Raw genomic sequence first — 16,984 nt, 5'->3', positions numbered from 1 at the left:
CGGTATACGTTGGGGCCATGAGTGACTGGAACACCAGGGTCATCGAGGAGTTTCGTGCCAACGAGGGCCGCGTGGGCGGGCCGTTCGCCGGGGCGCCGATGGTGCTGGTCCACCACCGGGGCCGCCGCACGGGGCGCGACATGGTCAGCCCGATGATGTATCTGCCGCACGAGACCGACGACGACGTCATGTACGTCTTCGCCTCCAAGGGTGGCGCGCCGGAGAACCCCGGCTGGTACCACAACCTGGTCTCGGCCGGTCAGGCGTCCGTCGAGCGGGGAACGGAGACATATCCGGTGGGGGTGCGGGAGCTGACCGGTGCGGAGCGTGACCGCCGGTTCGCGACGCAGGCCGAGCGCTATCCCGGGTTCGCCGGGTACGCGGAGAAGACCGCCGGGATCCGTACCATCCCGGTCCTGGAACTCACTCGGCTGGCGCCCGCCTGAGCCCGCGTTCGCGCACCTGGACGAGCAACTCGTCGACGCGGTCGCGGTCGGGGTGCTCGGGCAGGCCGGTGGCCGCCGCGGCCTGATCGAGGTCGGCCAGCAGGACGGACGCCCACTCGGTGACCTCCGCCCAGCTCAGCTCGCCGCGCCGGACCGCGAGCAGCCGGTCGCGCAGGTGGGCGACGTCGACGAGGATCTCGCCGGTACGCAGCACGTGCGCGCCGGCGTGGAGCAGCCGGATCATGTGCATGGCCTGCTTGTGGTTGGTCTCGCCGGTGCGCTCGCGCCGGTTGGCGACGCGGGTGAGCTGGTCGCGGGCGTAGCCGCCGTACGTCTCGGCCACGCGGCGCGACAGGAACGCGGTGCGGATGCCGACGAGGTCCCGGCCGTCGGCGGTGATCTGCTCGACCAGCGGTGACCAGAGCACTTCGAGGACGGTCGGGTTGGCCTGCAGGGCGAGCACGCAGAACCGTTCGATCTCCCAGGAGAACTGCTCGTCGAGGGGGCCTTCCCGGTGGGTGGGCGGCTTGTCGAGGCTCCAGAACGCGCGGGTGGGTGCCACGAACACACCCCGGCGGTCGTGGTCGGATCCCGGGCCGTCGAGTCCGTAGGCGCGGGATCCGACCACGACGGCAAGCGCCGTCCGCGATTCGACGAGCGAGGTCATGATCGGGACCTTAGGCGACGCGGCGAGACGGCCCCCGGGTGGGCGGGCGTCACGTCGCGTCGTCAGGCAACGCGGAAGGTGACCGCGGCGCTCAGTCTTTCCGGATAACGCTCCGGGGACTGGGTCCGGCGGTCTTCGTCATCGTCGAGGGCAAAGACGCGGGCGGTCCACGTACCCTTGGCCAGGTTGTGCATGTCCCAGTAGTTCCTGTCCATGGGATGGCCCGTCTCGCTGCTCGCGTTCCGCAAGATGACCCGGTAAGACACGTTGGCCACGCCGTTGATGGCGCAGGCATTCCATCGAAGCGTATAAACTCCCGTGTCGCTCTTCGTCACGGCGAGATTCGTCGGCCTTGTCGTTGGTCTCGGGGATGCGGCCGGTGTTTCAGCGGTCGTGCCGGCTGTCGGCGGTTCCGGCACGCGTGGGGCCGGGACGCCGCGCGGTGGTTGCGGGTTCGGGCCTAGTGCGTCGCGCTTGTTGTCGCTGTCCAGGCGCGAGACCGCAACCACGCCGGCCCCCGCGAGGACTAAGACAATGCCCAGAATGCCCAGAATGCCCGGAACGCCCAGCACGTGCCGGTTGTGGATCGTTACCGGGCCCTGCACGTTGAGCTGATCTCGGAAGGCGAGGCCTTGTTGGCTGATGGGTGCTCCGGCTGAGGAAGATGGATCCTCCCCTGACGAGACGCCGGGAGCGGATGCGGCGGACCGCTTCTTGAACGTCCTCAACTGATTTGCTGTCAACGCCAGTCCCGGAAATGCGATGGAAAGAGCTAACAGAGTGGCCCAGTCGGCGGCCTTGCCGCTGTCGAAACCGGCCAGGGCGGCCACCAACCCGGACGCCACCAGCCCACCGATAACGGACACCCACATCGCACGCACTCGAACATTGTTCGGGCCCGCCGTGAGCGTTGGAAGGCAGGTACTCCGGTCAGGTGACACAGCTTCCCGGTGCCGGCGCGGGCGCGGCACCGGGAGGCGATGTCACAGGTCGAGGACTGTCCCGTCGATCTCGTCGAGTTCCTCGCGGCTGAACGGCGGTGCGGTGAGCGCGGCGATGTTGTCCTCGAGCTGTTCGACGCTGCTGGCGCCGATGATGAGGCTGGTCATGCGGGGGTCGCGCAGCGCCCAGGCGAGGGCCAGCTGGGCGAGGGTCTGGCCGCGGCGCTTGGCGATGTCGTTGAGCGCGTGCAGCCGGCCCATGGTCTTGTCGTCGAGGGCGCTCTCGTTGAGGAAGACGCTGGTGCGGATCCGTGAGTCGTCCGGGATGCCGCCGAAGTAGCGGTCGGTGAGCAGTCCCTGCTGCAGGGGGCTGAACGCGATGCAGCCGGCGCCGGCCTCCTCCAGGGTGTCGAGCAGGTTGTCGTGTTCGATCCAGCGGTTGAGGATCGAGTAGGACGGCTGGTGGATGAGCAGCGGGGTGCCGAGTTCGCGCAGGATGCGGGCGGCCTCGGCGGCCTCTGCGCTCCGGTAGTTGCTGATGCCGACGTACTGGGCCTTGCCGGCGCGCACGACGGCGTCGAGGGCGGTCATCGTCTCCTCGAGCGGCGTGTCCGGGTCGGGCCGGTGGTGGTAGAAGACGTCGACGTAGTCGAGGCCGAGCCGCTGCAGCGACTGGTCGAGGGAGGAGACCAGGTACTTGCGGGAGCCGAAGTCGCCGTACGGGCCGTCCCACATGGTGTAGCCGGCCTTGGTGGAGATGATCAGCTCGTCGCGGTACGGCTTGAGGTCGGTGGCGAGCAGCCGGCCGAAGTTGCTCTCGGCGCTGCCGGGCGGCGGGCCGTAGTTGTTGGCCAGGTCGAAGTGGGTGACGCCGAGGTCGAAGGCGCGGCGGACGATGGCGCGCTGGCGGTCGAGGGGGCGGGTGTCGCCGAAGTTGTGCCAGAGGCCGAGGGAGAGGGCGGGCAGTTTGAGCCCGCTGCGCCCGGCGCGGCGGTAGGTCATGCTGTCGTAGCGGTCGTCCGCAGGGAAGTACGTCACATCCCCCACCCTAGGACTGTGATCGGAGGGTGTGCGCGCTGGTAGGTTGACAGGTGCCGGCTACACCCGCGCGGGAGAGACTTCATGACCAAAACGGTCGTGGGGCGCCGAAGGGGCAAATCCTCCCCGGAACCTCTCAGGCAAAAGGACCGCGAGGGCAGGCGACTCTGAAATGCCCGGCCGCCGGGTATGACAGAGGGGGAGGTTGCGTGTCGACCTTCTTCGAGCCTGGAGTCGCCCATGACGTCGCCGTTCGTTTCCCGTCACATCGGCCCGGATCCGGGTGAGCAGACCCACATGCTCAAGGCGATCGGGTACAACTCGGTCGACGATCTGATGGACGCCGCCATTCCGGAGTCGATCCGCTGGCACGGTGACCTCGATCTGCCGGCCGGTGCCTCCGAGGAGGAGACGATCGCCGAGTTGCGGGCGATCGCGGACCGCAACACGGTGGCCACCTCGATGATCGGGCTGGGCTACTACGGCACGCACACCCCCGCGGTGATCAAGCGGAACGTGCTGGAGAACCCGGCGTGGTACACGGCGTACACCCCGTACCAGCCGGAGATCAGCCAGGGGCGTCTCGAGGCACTGCTGAACTTCCAGACCATGGTCACCGATCTGACCGGGCTGACCACGGCGAACGCGTCGATGCTCGACGAGGCGACGGCGGTTGCGGAGGCGATGACGCTCGCGCGGCGTGCGTCCAAGAGCAAGAGCCATGTGTACGCGGTGGACGCCGACACGTTCCCGCAGACCCTGGCCGTGCTGCGGACGCGGGCGGAGCCGCTCGGCATCGAGGTGCGCCTCGTCGACCTGGACGCCGGAGAGGCGCTGCCGGAGGAGTTCTTCGGGCTGCACGTGCAGTACCCGGGGGCGTCCGGCGCGGTCCGTGACCACGCGGCGCTGGTCGAGGCGGCGCACGCGAAGGGTGCGCTGGTGGCGGTGGCCGCCGACCTGCTCGCGCTCACCCTGCTGCCGGCTCCGGGGGAGATCGGTGCGGACATCGCGGCCGGGACCACGCAGCGTTTCGGCGTACCCCTTGGTTTTGGTGGTCCGCACGCCGGTTACCTGGCGGTGCGCAACGGCCTGGAGCGGTCCCTTCCCGGCCGCCTCGTCGGTGTGTCGAAGGATGCTGACGGCGCGCCCGCCTACCGGCTGGCGCTGCAGACGCGTGAGCAGCACATCCGTCGTGAGAAGGCGACGAGCAACATCTGCACCGCGCAGGTTCTGCTCGCGGTGATGGCGAGCATGTACGCGGTGTATCACGGGCCGCAGGGTCTCAAGGCGATCGCGTCGCGGGTGCACGGGCACGCCCTGGCCCTGGCCGGTGGGCTGAGCGCGGCGGGTGTCTCGCTGGCCCATGAGGCGTTCTTCGACACGGTGACCGCTGTGGTGCCGGGCCGGGCCGCGCAGATCGTCGCCTCGGCCGCAGAGAAGGGCGTCGACCTGCTGCAGGTGGGCGCGGACCGGGTGTCGGTGTCGGTCGACGAGACCACCACGGCCGCCCAGGTCGCGACCGTCCTGCAGGCGTTCGGGGCGGCTCCCGCCGATCCGGCCGTGACCGGCCTGACGGCCCGGACCACCGGCTACCTGGCGCACCCGGTGTTCAACACCCACCACTCCGAGACCAGCATGCTGCGTTACCTGCGCAAACTCTCGGACAAGGACTACGCGCTGGACCGCGGCATGATCCCGCTGGGCTCGTGCACGATGAAGCTGAACGCCACCACCGAGATGGAGGCGGTCACCTGGCCGGAGTTCGCGAACATCCACCCGTTCGCGCCGGCCTCGCAGACCGAGGGGTACGAGGCCCTGGTGGCCCAGCTGGAGGCGTGGCTGGCCGAGATCACCGGGTACGACGCGGTCAGCGTCCAGCCGAACGCGGGCTCGCAGGGTGAGCTGGCCGGGCTGCTCGCGATCCGTGGCTACCACCGTTCGCGCGGTGAGGAGCACCGGGACGTGTGCCTGATCCCGTCCAGCGCGCACGGCACCAACGCGGCCAGCGCCGTGATGGCCGGCATGCGGGTGGTCGTGGTGGCCTGTGACGCCGACGGCAACGTCGACGTCGCCGACCTGGACGCGAAGATCGAGAAGCACCGCGACGCGCTGTCGGCGATCATGGTGACCTACCCGTCGACCCACGGGGTGTACGAGACGTCGATCGCGGACCTGTGCGCGAAGGTGCACGCGGCCGGCGGCCAGGTGTACGTCGACGGCGCGAACCTGAACGCGCTGGTCGGCTACGCCAAGCCGGGTAAGTTCGGCGCCGACGTGTCGCACCTGAACCTGCACAAGACGTTCTGTATCCCGCACGGCGGCGGTGGCCCCGGTGTCGGGCCGGTGGCGGTGCGCTCGCACCTCTCGGAGTTCCTGCCCGGCAACCCCCTCGAGCAAGGTGACCACCACGCGGTGTCGGCGGCGGCGCACGGGTCGGCCGGGATCCTGCCGATCTCGTGGGCGTACGTGCGGATGATGGGCCCCCAGGGCCTGGCGGCGGCGACCGCGTCGGCGGTGCTGGCGGCCAACTACGTCGCGGCGCGGCTGCGCGACCACTTCCCGGTGCTGTACGCGGGGGAGAACGGCCTGGTCGCCCACGAGTGCATCCTCGACCTGCGCCCGCTGACGAAGGCCACCGGCGTCACGGTGGACGACGTGGCGAAGCGGCTGATCGATTACGGCTTCCACGCGCCGACGATGTCGTTCCCGGTCGCCGGGACGCTGATGGTGGAGCCGACGGAGAGCGAGGACCTGGCCGAACTCGACCGGTTCGTGGCCGCGATGATCGCCATCAAGGGTGAGATCGACCAGGTGGCGGCGGGGGTGTGGCCGGCGGGCGACAACCCGCTCGCCAACGCGCCGCACACGGCTGCCGCGGTGTCGGCGGACGAGTGGGACCACCCGTACCCGCGGTCGGTGGCCGGTTACCCCGAGGGTGTGGACCGGTCGGCGAAGTACTGGCCGCCGGTGCGCCGTATCGACGGTGCCTACGGAGACCGGAACCTGGTCTGCTCATGCCCCTCGCCGGAGGCGTTCGAGAGCTGACCGATCGGCTCTTGGTTCGCGCGCAGGTCGTGGTCCTCGGTGATCGCGGCCTGCGCGTGGTTTCGGGGTTTGTTTCGTTACGCTGCGTCAGGCAGCGAGGGCGTGCACGGCAGGGCCGCGGTGCGGTTCGATCATCGTGCCGTCCGGCAGCAGCTCGCCCGTGTCCTCGAACACGATGACGCCGTTGCAGAGCAGGCTCCAGCCTTGCTCGCGGAAGGTGACGATGATCCGGGCGGCCTCGCGGTCAACCGCATCGGCCGGTGGGCAGGTGATCAGGTGCTGACACATCTTCGTGATCTCCGGTTGGGGGCTGTGTGAAGGTTCACAAAGTCGGTGACGGACGTTACCTCACATCGAACGACAGCGGTTCAACCCGGTGACGGGCTCCGCGCGCCGATTCGCGTCTCACATGGTCCACGGGATGGAGATCAACGACCACTCTCCGCGACCTCCTCTGGGTCCGCCGCCGGCGGCTCCGGCGGCCTGTCAGGCCCGTCACCACGTGTTGCGTGTGTTTCGATGGCATCGGGGTGATCCCGGTGACCCTGCTGAGCTTGTGTCCGACTTCCTCGCGGACAACGGACTCCCGGTGCGAAACCTTGGCCGAACGGATGACAAAAAGAAGACGTTCGGCGATAGCACTATTTGCGGAGCAGCACTCTACGTGTCGGCCGATGCCGGATCCGTGATGGCCGGCGGGACCGTCGGCGCGCCCTCGCCGGTGCCCGTAATTCCCGATGTGTATGCGGTTGTGTACGGACACATATCGATGCCATCCGGGAAGATCGGAAAAGCCGGTCCGTGGCGGATCGGGCCCTGGGTGGACAGCTGGACGCGCGACGAGCACGCGGCCGCCGTCCAGCGGGTGCGGGAGGCCATCGGGCGCGGTGACGTCTATCAGGTCAACGTCGTGGGCCATGCCTCGGCGCTCTACGACGGAGACCCCGGCCCCGCGTTGCGGCGCGTAGCGAGACTTCCCGGCGCCCGGTACGGCGGGGTGCTCGGCGGGGACGGGTGGGCCATCGCCACAGCGTCACCGGAGACCCTCGTGGAGGTGCGTGGCGGCCGGGTCATCACCCGGCCGATCAAGGGGACGCGGCCGGCCACCGCGGCCGGGCGGCGGGAGCTGCTCGCCTCGGCGAAGGAACGGGCCGAGCACATCATGATCGTGGACCTGGAGCGCAACGACCTGGCGCGGCTGCCGGGAACGGGGCCGGTCACGGTCGACGAGCTCTTCGCCGTACGCGAATGGTCCGGTCTCTGGCAGGCGGAGTCGGTGGTCTCGGCGCCGCTGGACGGAGAGGTCGCTCTCGCGGACCTGTTCCGCGCTGTCCTACCTGGCGGGAGCGTGACCGGCGCGCCGAAGCTCGCCGCGCTCGCGGAGATCGCCGCCGGGGAGCCGGTGGGGCGCGGCGTGAGCATGGGCGCGCTGGGCTGGATCGGTCACGACCACCTCGATCTGGGACTGAGCATCCGCACCGTCGCGGTGGACGGCCGGCGCGCTCACGCCTGGGCCGGCGGGGGCATCACCGCGGACAGCGACCCGGTCGCCGAGGTCGACGAGGCCGCCGCGAAGGCCGGCCCGATCCGGTCAGCGCTGGATTGACAGCACGCGCATAGCGATCTCCGAGCCTTCTCTACCTATTGCGTGCCACTGTCGGCGTCCGCCCCCATGAACCGGGGCGGAGCGCGTAATTTGGCGCACGCGCGCACCGGAGACGGTCCACAGTGGCAGGCCCACGGTGGCTGGCTGAAGAAGGCGACATGCTTGAGCTTCTCGATCCACCGGACATTCGTGCCCGGACCACCCGGTCCGGGATCCGGATGCGCCTCACGGCGCGGCCCGGCCCTCGCGAACGCGACGAGTTCGCGCGGTTCGCGCACGCCAGCACGGCCCGGCTCTACAGCAGCGCGTTCCAGCTGTGCCGGGACTGGCACCTGGCACAGGACCTGACCCAGACCACGCTGACCAAGCTGTTCGTGAGCTGGGGCAGGGCGGCGGGCAGCGACAATCTGCCCGCGTACGCTCAAAAGGTCCTGCTGCGCACCTACCTGGACCACCGCCGGCGCCGCAGCTCGGGCGAGGCGATACCGGGGCGGCTGCGCGAGCCGGTCTACACGATGAGCCCCGAGCTGCGGCTGACCATGCTCGACGCCCTCGACCGGCTGCCGCCGCGGGACCGGGCGATCGTGGTGCTGCGCTACTTCGCGGACCTGAGCGTGGAACAGGTGGCCGAGGAGCTCGACGTGCCGGTGACGGTCGTCAAGAGCCAGACCCGGCGGTCGCTGATCAAGTTGCGGGAGATGCTGCTGACCGACCGCGCCGCCCTTTTCGGGTAACGAGTCGTTAGCCTCTCAGTCATGACAGTTCGGCCTATTCGGCTCTACGGCGACCCGGTCCTGCGCACACCCGCCGACCCGGTCACCGACTTCGGCGCGGAGCTGCGCTCGATCGTGCGCGACCTGGAGGACACCGTCCGCGAGCCCGGCCGCGCCGGTGTCGCCGGCCCGCAGATCGGCGTCGGCCTTCGCGTGTTCTCCTACAACGTGGCCGGCCAGGTCGGGCACCTGGTCAATCCGGTGCTGTCGGACTTCGACGGCGAGCAGGAGGACGACGAGGCGTGCCTGTCGCTGCCCGGCCTCGGCTATCCGACGAAGCGGGCGATGTCGGTGACGGCGACCGGCTTCGATCAGCACGGTGAGCCCCTGGTGATCAGCGGTACCGGGTTTCTGGCACGGGCGCTGCAGCACGAGACCGACCACCTCGGCGGGCGGCTCTACATCGACACGCTGACCGGGGACGTACGCAGGCAGGCGCTGCGGGAGTTGCGGCGCGTGGTCCCGCGCTGACGGGTTTCGTACGTCCCCGGTCGTAGCCACGCTGCCGCCCGTGGGCGGATTCTCGGGCGGCCGTCTGCGTGGAGGCTGAGGCGATGCCCAAACGTGCCGTGTGGCTGATGTTCGCCGTGGCGGTGATTATCAGCCTGGTCCTGCTCGTGCCGTACCTGAGCCTGGACATCCGGGACAGCCGCCTCGACGTGTCCGGGTCGCTGCACTACGCGACGCTGGTCGCGCACATCTTCACGGCGGCGGCCGCCCTCGTGCTCGGGCCGCTGCAGTTCGTGCCGCGGATTCGTGCGCGGCGGAGGGTGCACCGGATGATCGGGCGGGTCTATCTGGTCGCGGTGGTGCTGTCGGCGGTGACGGCGGTTCCGGTGGCGCTGTGGTCGGGCCGGCCCCTCACCCAGGTCAGCCTCACGTCGGCGGCGGTGTTGTGGCTGGTCACGGCGGGGCTGGCCTACCGGGCGGCGCGCCGGCGAGACTTCGTGGCGCACCGGCGGTGGATGATGCGCAACTACGCCCTGACGTTCCTCGCGGTCACGGCCCGCATCGTGGTGCCGTTGATCCTGCTCGGCAGTCTGCCGTTCCGGTCCGGCGGCCCGGCGGCGATCGGGGACGTGGCGACCTCGCTGATCCCGGTCGGTCAGACCCTGGGCTGGCTCATCAACCTGGCCGTCGCCGAGATGCTCATCCGCCGCCCTGGCGAAAAACTTGCGTGACACGCAATTATTGCTACGGTGGTGGCGTGACGGGGTTGCGGGAGCGCAAGAAGGCCGAGACGCGTGCGGCGCTCGGCTGGGCCGCGATCCACCTCACCGCGGAGCGCGGCTACGACAACGTTCGTGTCGAGGACATCGCCGAGGCGGCCGGGGTCTCGCCGCGGACCTTCAACAACTACTTCTCCAGCAAGGCCGAGGCGATCGCCTCCCGCCACCTCGACCGCAGCCTGCGCACCGCCGCCGCCCTGCGCGAACGTCCCGCCGGCGAGCCGCTCTGGGAGGCGCTGACCCGGGCGGCGCTTGAACAGTTCACCCGCGGTCCCGAGGTCGAGGCGATGCCGTCGCCCGCGCACGCCCAGTGGGTGACCGGCGTGCGCGCCATGCTCGCCGAGCCCGCCCTGCAGGGGGAGCGGCTGCGCGCCGCCGCTGTCGCCGAGGCCGAGCTGGCCGCCGCGATCGCCGAGCGGACCGGCACAGATCTGGCCACCGACATGTATCCGAGGCTGGTCGCGGCCGCCGCCGGCGCCGCCGTCGGGGTCGCCATGCGGCACTTCCTGGACAGCCCCGACCCGCCCACACCGATCGACCGCCTCGTCACCGACGCCTTCAGCCAGGTCGCCGCCGGCCTCCCACCGCCGCCGCGGTGAAGCCTCCGGCCACGCCCGTCCTCCCGGCGGGCCGGCTGCCGCATGCCCTCCTTTCGAAGGGATTCCGATCGTGATCGATGTACTCATCGCCGGAGCCGGGCCCAACGGCCTCATGCTCGCCTGTGAGCTGGCGCTCTCCGGTGTCTACCCGGTGGTCCTCGAACGCCACGCCACGCCCACCGGCGAACCCCGCGCCAACGGCCTCGTCGGCCAGGTCGTCCGCCTGCTCGACCGGCGCGGCCTCTACGCGCGGCTCAGCGGCGGGAGCACTCCGCCGTCGCCCCAGCCGGCGTTCACCTTCGGCGCGTTCCCGCTCGATCTCACGATGCTCGAGGAGAACCCGCACTACGTGCTGGGCGTGCCGCAGGCCCAGCTGGAGGCCTGCCTGGCCGCCCGTGCCGCTGAGCTCGGCGTCGATGTGCGCCGCGGCCACGAGGTCGTCGACCTGCGCCGGCGTCCCGACGCGGTCGAGGTCCACCTGGCCGGCGGCACACGGCTCGCCGCGCGTTTCCTCGTCGGTGCCGACGGCGGCCGCAGCACCGTGCGCCGTCTCGCCGGAATCGACTTCCCCGGCGTCACCACCGACCTGTCCGTCTCCCGCACGGCCGCCGTGACGATCCCGGAGCCCGCCCTCGACCCGGGGACCGGCGGCTTGCGGGTGCCCGGCTACGGCGTCGTCCCGCCGTTCCAGCACACCCGAACTCCACACGGCCTGATCGCCTGGGCACCGTTCCCGGGCCGCCCCGCGATCCTGAGCACCACGGAATGGCCCAGCCCGCCGGGCAATGAGCCGCTGCTCGGTGCCGCCTCGGCGGAACGCCCTGGCCCGCCGGCGGACGGCGATGCCTCGATGGAACGTGCCGGCGCCGAGCCGGCGGGTGCGCCGGAGGGTGGCGACGTGCCGATGAGCCTGGACGAGCTGCGGGCCAGCGTTGCCCGGGTGCTCGGCGCCGATGTCCCGATCGGGGCGCCCGAGGGTCCCGGCCTGTTGCGGCGGTTGACCGGCGGCAACACGCGGATCGCCGCCCGGTATCGCGCTGGTCGCGTGCTGCTCGTCGGCGACGCGGCGCATGTGCACCCGGCGATGGGTGGGCCGGGCCTCAACCTGGGCCTGCAGGACGCCGCCAATCTGGGATGGAAGCTCGCCGCGACGGTGCGGGGCTGGGCGCCGGAGGGGCTGCTCGACACGTACGAGGCCGAGCGCCGCCCCGTCGCCGAGCGGGTGGTGATGTCGGCGCGGGCGCAGTCGGCACTGTCCGGGCCGGGTGACGAGATCACCGGTCTGCGGGGGCTGTTCGCCGAACTGCTCCGCAAGCCGGAGGTGACCGGCCACATCGCTGCTCTCATGTCCGGTGCGGACGTGCGCTACCCCGCCGACCCGGCCGATCCGCTGGCCGGCCGCAGCGCCCCCGACGTGATCGTCCACGGCGGCCACGGCCCGGTACGCCTGGCCGAACTGACCCGCGCCGCCCGGCCGCTGCTGCTGGACTCGACGGGCCGGTATGCCGACGCCGCGGCGCCGTGGACGGACCGCGTCGACGTGGTCACCGGGCCGCTGGAGGGCACGACCGCGACCGCGCTGCTGGTGCGGCCCGACTGCTTCGTGGCCTGGTCGGCCGGAGAGGCCGGGGAGGCCGGGGAGGCCGGGGAGGCCGGGCACGCCGGGCATGCCGGCACGCTGCGCGCCGCGCTCACCCGGCACTTCGGGCTCCCGGCATCGCTCCTGAGCCATGGCCGCAGCTGAGGGTGGGCGGGATCACGCGTCGCGGGCTTTGAACACCGCGGCCCCGGCGATCAGCGCCGCCACGGCGTATGCGGCGAGCACGGCCAGACCGCTCCACCCGCCAGGCGCGGTCCCCAGCGCGCTCAGGCCCGCCGTCATCGGAGCGGTGTCCTGGATGTGGTCCGACAGCGACGGGGACATCGGCACCAGGACAATGATCATGTAGGGGCCGTAGAGGGCGGTCACCGCGAGCCCGATGGCGGTGCCCGCGTGGCGGACCGCGGCGGTGACTCCCGCGGTGAGCAAGGCGACGAGGGCCAGATAGAGGGCGGTCTCCACGACGGCGGGATCACCGAGGGTCTCGGCGCCCAGGAGGGCGGGGGCCACCAGGACGGTCACGACGGTGCCGGCCAGTGTTGTCACCAGGACCGTTGCGCTGAGGACGAGTGTCTTGGCGGCCAGGACGACGCGGCGGCGGGGCTGCATGGCGAGGGTGACCCGGATCAGGCGGGGGTGGAACTCGGCGCCGAGCATCGCGGCGGCCAGGGCCACGGCGGCGATCTGGGTGGCGTGCACTCCGGTTCGCAGCAGGACGGTGATGTCGCGGCTGGGAGAGTCGGTGACCGCTGTGACCACGGCCGCTGTGGCCGTCATCAGGACGGTCAGGGCGGCCATCGCCGCGACGTTGGACGGGAGTGTGCGCATCTTCGTCCACTCGGCCAGCACCGCACGTGCCAACGTCATGCGTCCCGCCTGTTCAGAATCCAGAACGCGGCCCCCAGGGCGGCGGCCGTGTACCCGCACAGCACCGCGAAACCGGCCCAGACGCCGGTGACCACCGCGTTCGACAGCGGGGTCAGCTCGACCGTCTGCAGGATCGACAGGCCCGCCAGCGGGGTGAAGCGGCCGACGACCTCCGCGGCGCTGCCGGACGTCCCGGCGGCTACCACCGGAACGATCACCAGACCGGTCAGCAGGATGACGACGGCCCCCGCGGTGCGCCGGACGATCGTGCCCACCGCCAGGCTGAACACCGCGATCAAACTGAGGAACAGCGCGGCGCCGGCGACTGCCCGCAACACCGGCGGCGACGTCAGCGCGGGCGAGGGGTAGATCGGTGCGTGGTAGCCGTTCGCGTGCTGCAGCGGCCGGGTGATCAGGAAGGCGGCGACGGCTAGCGCCAGGCCGCTGACGAACACGACCACGGCCACGACGAGCGACTTGGCGGCCAGGACCGTGCCGCGGCCGGGCCGGGCGGCGAACGTCGTGCGGATCGTCCCGGTGCGGAACTCGGCTGTCACCGCGAGCGCTCCGAGGGCGATCGCCCCGATCAGGCCGAACTGGACCCCGGACAACCCGGCCCGGACCCGGTCCAGGTCGGTCAGGTTGATGCCGCCCATCCCGGCCCCGCCGATGTCGCCGCTGCCGGTGACAGTGACCATGGCGGTGCCGGACCACCGGCTGCCGCCGGCGAGCGGGGGCGCGGAGGGCACCCCCTCACCCACCGCCGCGCCGGACGGCGGCTCCACCACCGGCGTGTCCCGCCAGCCGGGCCCGTCCGGGGCGACGTCCTGAAAGGTCGCCGACCCCGGGACCGCCTCGTAGCGCGGAATCTCCCCGAGCAGATGCAGCCGCGGCGGAGAGGCCACGAACAGGCCGGCCTCGGAGAGCCGCCCGGCCACCGCAACCGTCCCGACGGTGTTCCAGGTGACCCCGTCGGGCGACTCGTAGCCGGTCACCGACTGCCCGGTCCAGCGAAGCCGCAGCCAGCGGGGGCCGGCCGCCGAGGGCCGGGAGACCTCGGTACGGGCATCGGCCTGCAACCGGACCCCGTGCCCGGGAGTGAGCATGATCGCGGCATACGAGGAGCCACTCGCCGTACCCTCCTTGACCATGAGGCCGGCCTTGGCCCACTCCCCGGTGTCGCTCTGGCTCACCCGGGCCGTCACCGTCGCGTCGCCGGTGACGGGCCGGTGCACGAAGTGGAACTGATCCACCGAGAGCCGCGCGTCGTTGGCCGTGCTGGTGCTCAACGTGGCGGCCAGCAGGCTCAGCAGCATCGTGAGCCCGATCATCGCGAGCAGCGCCAGACCGGTGCTGCGAACCGTCCGCAACTTGGTCCACTCGGCGACGACGGCCCGATAGAACGCCGTCACGTCAGCGCCGAGAACGTCACGTGTTCACGGGTCATCGCCATGTACACGTCCTCCAGCGACGCCCGGTGCGGCCCCACCCCGGTGAACGGCACCCCCGCCGCCGACAGCACCGCCGCGACGCGTGCGGTGTCCAGGCCGTCGACGGTGAGTGTCTCCGCCCCCGTGACAGCCACCGTCGCACCCGCGCCGGTGAGTGCCTCCAGCGCGCCTCCCCGATCACTCGTGCTCACCTCGATCCGGGAGCCCGAGGTGAGATCGAGCAGCTCCCGGACGCTGGTGTCGGCCAGCACCCGGCCGCGGCCCAGGACGATCAGGTGGTCGGCGGTGTCCTGCAGTTCGCCCATGAGGTGGCTGGAGATCAGGACCGTGCGTCCCTCGGCGGCCATCGACCGCAGCAGCCCGCGGATCCAGCGGATGCCCTCCGGGTCGAGGCCGTTGACCGGCTCGTCGAGGATCAGCACGGCCGGGTCGCCGAGCAGGGCGGCGGCGATGCCGAGTCGCTGCCGCATGCCGAGGGAGAAGCCGCCGGCCCGCTTGCGTGCGGCCGATTCCAGGCCGGTGATGGCGAGGACCTCGCCGACGCGGCGGCGGGGGATGCCGTTGTACTGCGCCATCCACAGCAGATGGTCGGCCGCCCGCCGGCCCGGGTGGACGGCTTCGGGGTCGAGCAGGGCGCCGACGGTGCGGGCGGGCTCGCGGTAGTCCCGGTACGGCCGGCCGCCGATCAGCGCGGTGCCGCTGTCGGGGCGGTCCAGGGCGAGCAGCATCCGCAGCGTCGTGGACTTGCCGGCGCCGTTGGGTCCCACGAAACCGGTCACCAGGCCGGGCCGCACGGTGAAGCTGAGGTGATCCACCGCGACGGTCCGCCCGTACGTCTTGACCAGCTCGCGGGCCTCGATCGTCAGAGAGGGCATGGTGGAGAACCGTATTGCCCACCTCCGATTGACGCGTCCCCCACGTGGGGGACGGATAATGCCGGCGTGATCCCCCGCCGCGCACTGATCGCCGCCGTGCTGCTGGGCACGGCCGGTGCGGTCGAGGCGGTGTGGCGCTCCGGACCCGAGCCGGTAACCCTGGTGCTCACTCTCTGTGCCACGGTGCCGGTCGTCGTGCTGCCGGCGCGCCTGACCGCGGTCGCCGCCGCGCTGACCGGCAGCGTCCTTCTCACCCTGGTGCTGGGCGTGCCGCCGACAGCCGCCGGACTCGTCGCACTCCTGGGCACACTTTCCCTGGTCGGTGTGCTTTGCCCGTACCCTATGGCTCTGCTCTTCGGTCTTCCCTTCGTCGTCTATGCGGTCGGCCCGATCAGCTCGCGCCCCGGTGGTGAGGTGTTCGGCGCGCTGTTGCTGGTGGCGGCGGCCGGGGTGCTCACGCTCGGTGCGGCAAGGCAGTCGCGGGTCCGGGCCGTCGCCCGGCGCGAGGTGATCGATGCGCGAAATTCGATGGCGTACGCGTCCGCGAGCCGCACCGAACGCACGCGCATCGCCCGCGAACTGCACGACGTCGTCGCCCACCACATCTCGCTGATCTCGGTGCGGGCGGAGACGGCCCGGTTCACCGTGCGTGATCTGCCGGCCGACGGCGCCGCCCGGTTCCTGGAGATCGGGGAGACCGCTCGGCAGGCGCTCGCCGAGATGCGCCTGGTCCTCGGCGTCCTGCGCGACGGCGCCGAGCCGGTTGCCGCCGAGCATCCGCAACCGGGCCTCGATCAGTTGCTCACGCTCGTCGACCAGGCCCGTGCCGCCGGTGGGCCGCGGATCCGGCTGATCGTCAGCGGGCCGGCGCGGCGCCTGGATCCCGGCCTCGAGCTGACCGCCTACCGGATCGCGCAGGAGGCGCTGACGAACGTGCGCCGGCACGCACCGGGCGCGGCGGTGGACATCGAGGTGGGCTATCACCCGGACCGGCTGCGGCTGCACGTCTGGAACACGTGGGGCGGGCGCGGCGAGCCGCGGGGGGAGGGGTTCGGGCTGATCGGCATGCGCGAGCGGGTGGCGCTGGCCGGCGGAACGCTGCGGACCGGGAACAGCAGCACGGGTGGATTCGTGGTCGAAGCGGTGCTGCCCCTGCCCGGGGCCGCCCGGTGAGCGCGCCCGTGCGGATCGTGGTCGCCGACGACCAGGAGGTGGTCCGGGCCGGGTTCGCCGCGCTGCTCGGCACCCAGCCGGACTTCACCGTGGTCGGCAGCGCGGCCGACGGTGAGAGCGCGGTGCGCCTGTGCCGCGCCGAACGGCCCGACCTGGTCGTCATGGACATCCGCATGCCCCGGATGAGCGGCATCCAGGCTACCCGGGAGATCCTCGCGGCCGCCGCGCCGCACCGCGCGCCCCGGATCATCATGCTGACCACGTTCGATCTCGACGAGTACGTCTACGAGGCACTGCACGCCGGGGCCAGCGGTTTCCTGCTCAAGGACATGGCGGCGGAGCGGCTGTTCGAGGCGGTCCGGGTCGTCGCGGCGGGCGAGGCGCTGCTCGCGCCGTCGATCACCCGGCGCCTGATCGGCGAGGTGACCCGGCTGCGGCCGCGTCACAGCGCCGGGCTGCCGGTGCGGCTCACCGCCCGGGAGACGGAGATCCTGCGGCTCGTGGCGCAGGGGTTGTCGAACGCGGAGATCGCCACCCGGCTCATGGTCGGCTCGGAGACGATCAAGACGCACGTCAGCCGGGTGCTGGCCAAGCTGGGTGTGCGGGACCGGGTCCAGGCCGTGATCGTGGCGTACGAGACGGGCCTGGTCGTGCCGGGCCACGGTGACTGATGG

General features: G+C 71.5%; 17 protein-coding genes and 1 riboswitch. Of the genes, 10 read left to right on the top strand and 7 right to left on the bottom strand.

Annotation, left to right across the window (positions count from 1 at the left end):
- Positions 1-17 precede the first annotated feature (17 nt).
- Positions 18-446 (top strand): nitroreductase family deazaflavin-dependent oxidoreductase, encoded by a 429-nt coding sequence (locus tag AB0M02_RS22145; RefSeq protein ID WP_364229498.1) that lies wholly within the window; start codon positions 18-20, stop codon positions 444-446.
- On the opposite strand, the gene AB0M02_RS22140 is transcribed toward AB0M02_RS22145, so the two are convergent.
- The 3 genes from AB0M02_RS22140 to mgrA all read right to left on the bottom strand — a co-directional run bounded on the left by AB0M02_RS22140 (position 424) and on the right by mgrA (position 3,092).
- Positions 424-1,113, bottom strand: coding sequence for a nucleotidyltransferase domain-containing protein (locus AB0M02_RS22140; RefSeq protein WP_364229496.1), 690 nt, complete (start codon positions 1,111-1,113; stop codon positions 424-426). The two genes, AB0M02_RS22145 and AB0M02_RS22140, sit on opposite strands and share 23 nt — an antisense overlap.
- A gap of 62 nt (positions 1,114-1,175) precedes the next feature.
- Positions 1,176-1,994 carry a hypothetical protein gene (locus AB0M02_RS22135; protein ID WP_364229494.1) on the bottom strand — a complete coding sequence of 273 codons (819 nt, stop codon included), beginning with the start codon at positions 1,992-1,994 and terminating at the stop codon, positions 1,176-1,178.
- A 102-nt stretch (positions 1,995-2,096) separates the two neighbouring features.
- Positions 2,097-3,092, bottom strand: coding sequence for an L-glyceraldehyde 3-phosphate reductase (gene mgrA / locus AB0M02_RS22130; RefSeq protein WP_364229493.1), 996 nt, complete (start codon positions 3,090-3,092; stop codon positions 2,097-2,099).
- Positions 3,093-3,153: 61 nt separating this feature from the next.
- Positions 3,154-3,254: riboswitch (glycine riboswitch) on the top strand.
- A gap of 78 nt (positions 3,255-3,332) precedes the next feature.
- Between mgrA and gcvP the strand changes: the two genes are divergently transcribed.
- Complete coding sequence (gcvP, locus tag AB0M02_RS22125) at positions 3,333-6,137, top strand: aminomethyl-transferring glycine dehydrogenase (protein WP_364229491.1); 2,805 nt, start codon at positions 3,333-3,335, stop codon at positions 6,135-6,137.
- Positions 6,138-6,224: 87 nt separating this feature from the next.
- On the opposite strand, the gene AB0M02_RS22120 is transcribed toward gcvP, so the two are convergent.
- On the bottom strand, positions 6,225-6,425 hold the full coding sequence (locus AB0M02_RS22120) for a DUF5999 family protein (protein ID WP_364229489.1): 201 nt from the start codon (positions 6,423-6,425) through the stop codon (positions 6,225-6,227).
- A gap of 223 nt (positions 6,426-6,648) precedes the next feature.
- Between AB0M02_RS22120 and AB0M02_RS22115 the strand changes: the two genes are divergently transcribed.
- From AB0M02_RS22115 to AB0M02_RS22090, 6 genes are all read left to right on the top strand, one after another.
- Positions 6,649-7,743, top strand: coding sequence for a chorismate-binding protein (locus tag AB0M02_RS22115; protein WP_364229487.1), 1,095 nt, complete (start codon positions 6,649-6,651; stop codon positions 7,741-7,743).
- Between the two features lie 158 nt (positions 7,744-7,901).
- Positions 7,902-8,477, top strand: a complete 576-nt coding sequence (locus tag AB0M02_RS22110; protein ID WP_364229485.1) for a SigE family RNA polymerase sigma factor — start codon at positions 7,902-7,904, stop codon at positions 8,475-8,477.
- Positions 8,478-8,498: 21 nt separating this feature from the next.
- Positions 8,499-8,987, top strand: coding sequence for a peptide deformylase (locus tag AB0M02_RS22105; RefSeq protein WP_364229483.1), 489 nt, complete (start codon positions 8,499-8,501; stop codon positions 8,985-8,987).
- An 83-nt stretch (positions 8,988-9,070) separates the two neighbouring features.
- On the top strand, positions 9,071-9,697 hold the full coding sequence (locus AB0M02_RS22100) for a DUF2306 domain-containing protein (protein ID WP_364229481.1): 627 nt from the start codon (positions 9,071-9,073) through the stop codon (positions 9,695-9,697).
- A gap of 26 nt (positions 9,698-9,723) precedes the next feature.
- Positions 9,724-10,344, top strand: coding sequence for a TetR family transcriptional regulator (locus AB0M02_RS22095; RefSeq protein ID WP_364229479.1), 621 nt, complete (start codon positions 9,724-9,726; stop codon positions 10,342-10,344).
- A gap of 70 nt (positions 10,345-10,414) precedes the next feature.
- Positions 10,415-12,088: an FAD-dependent monooxygenase gene (locus AB0M02_RS22090; protein WP_364229478.1), complete on the top strand. Its 1,674-nt coding sequence runs from the start codon at positions 10,415-10,417 to the stop codon at positions 12,086-12,088.
- A gap of 12 nt (positions 12,089-12,100) precedes the next feature.
- Here the strand turns inward: AB0M02_RS22090 and AB0M02_RS22085 are convergent, their stop codons facing one another.
- The 3 genes from AB0M02_RS22085 to AB0M02_RS22075 are packed head-to-tail and all read right to left on the bottom strand — an operon-like array spanning position 12,101 to position 15,137.
- The gene (locus AB0M02_RS22085; RefSeq protein WP_364229476.1) at positions 12,101-12,811 is read right to left on the bottom strand and encodes a hypothetical protein; all 711 of its coding nucleotides are present in this window, start codon (positions 12,809-12,811) and stop codon (positions 12,101-12,103) included.
- Positions 12,808-14,223 (bottom strand): ABC transporter permease subunit, encoded by a 1,416-nt coding sequence (locus tag AB0M02_RS22080; RefSeq protein WP_364229474.1) that lies wholly within the window; start codon positions 14,221-14,223, stop codon positions 12,808-12,810. Before AB0M02_RS22080 ends, AB0M02_RS22085 begins: the two co-directional genes overlap by 4 nt.
- Positions 14,220-15,137 carry an ATP-binding cassette domain-containing protein gene (locus AB0M02_RS22075; RefSeq protein WP_364229472.1) on the bottom strand — a complete coding sequence of 306 codons (918 nt, stop codon included), beginning with the start codon at positions 15,135-15,137 and terminating at the stop codon, positions 14,220-14,222. The genes AB0M02_RS22080 and AB0M02_RS22075 overlap by 4 nt, the downstream gene beginning before the upstream one ends.
- Positions 15,138-15,203: 66 nt before the next feature.
- Between AB0M02_RS22075 and AB0M02_RS22070 the strand changes: the two genes are divergently transcribed.
- Together AB0M02_RS22070 and AB0M02_RS22065 are read left to right on the top strand one after the other, a co-directional pair.
- A complete protein-coding gene (locus AB0M02_RS22070) occupies positions 15,204-16,310 on the top strand; it encodes a histidine kinase (protein ID WP_364229470.1) in 1,107 nt (368 codons plus the stop codon).
- Positions 16,307-16,981, top strand: a complete 675-nt coding sequence (locus AB0M02_RS22065) for a response regulator transcription factor (protein ID WP_364229468.1) — start codon at positions 16,307-16,309, stop codon at positions 16,979-16,981. Before AB0M02_RS22070 ends, AB0M02_RS22065 begins: the two co-directional genes overlap by 4 nt.
- Positions 16,982-16,984: the final 3 nt, after the last annotated feature.

This window comes from Actinoplanes sp. NPDC051861, assembly GCF_040681145.1.
In the GTDB taxonomy this organism is placed as follows: domain Bacteria; phylum Actinomycetota; class Actinomycetes; order Mycobacteriales; family Micromonosporaceae; genus Actinoplanes.
This window is presented reverse-complemented; position numbering and strand designations above follow the sequence as displayed.

Coding starts and splice junctions, on each gene's coding strand:
- gcvP (WP_364229491.1), top strand. CDS start 3,333: ATGACGTCGCCGTTCGTTTCCCGTCACATCGGCCCGGATCCGGGTGAG.
- AB0M02_RS22145 (WP_364229498.1), top strand. CDS start 18: ATGAGTGACTGGAACACCAGGGTCATCGAGGAGTTTCGTGCCAACGAG.
- AB0M02_RS22110 (WP_364229485.1), top strand. CDS start 7,902: ATGCTTGAGCTTCTCGATCCACCGGACATTCGTGCCCGGACCACCCGG.
- AB0M02_RS22105 (WP_364229483.1), top strand. CDS start 8,499: ATGACAGTTCGGCCTATTCGGCTCTACGGCGACCCGGTCCTGCGCACA.
- AB0M02_RS22120 (WP_364229489.1), bottom strand. CDS start 6,425: ATGTGTCAGCACCTGATCACCTGCCCACCGGCCGATGCGGTTGACCGC.
- AB0M02_RS22140 (WP_364229496.1), bottom strand. CDS start 1,113: ATGACCTCGCTCGTCGAATCGCGGACGGCGCTTGCCGTCGTGGTCGGA.
- AB0M02_RS22100 (WP_364229481.1), top strand. CDS start 9,071: ATGCCCAAACGTGCCGTGTGGCTGATGTTCGCCGTGGCGGTGATTATC.
- AB0M02_RS22075 (WP_364229472.1), bottom strand. CDS start 15,137: ATGCCCTCTCTGACGATCGAGGCCCGCGAGCTGGTCAAGACGTACGGG.
- AB0M02_RS22085 (WP_364229476.1), bottom strand. CDS start 12,811: ATGACGTTGGCACGTGCGGTGCTGGCCGAGTGGACGAAGATGCGCACA.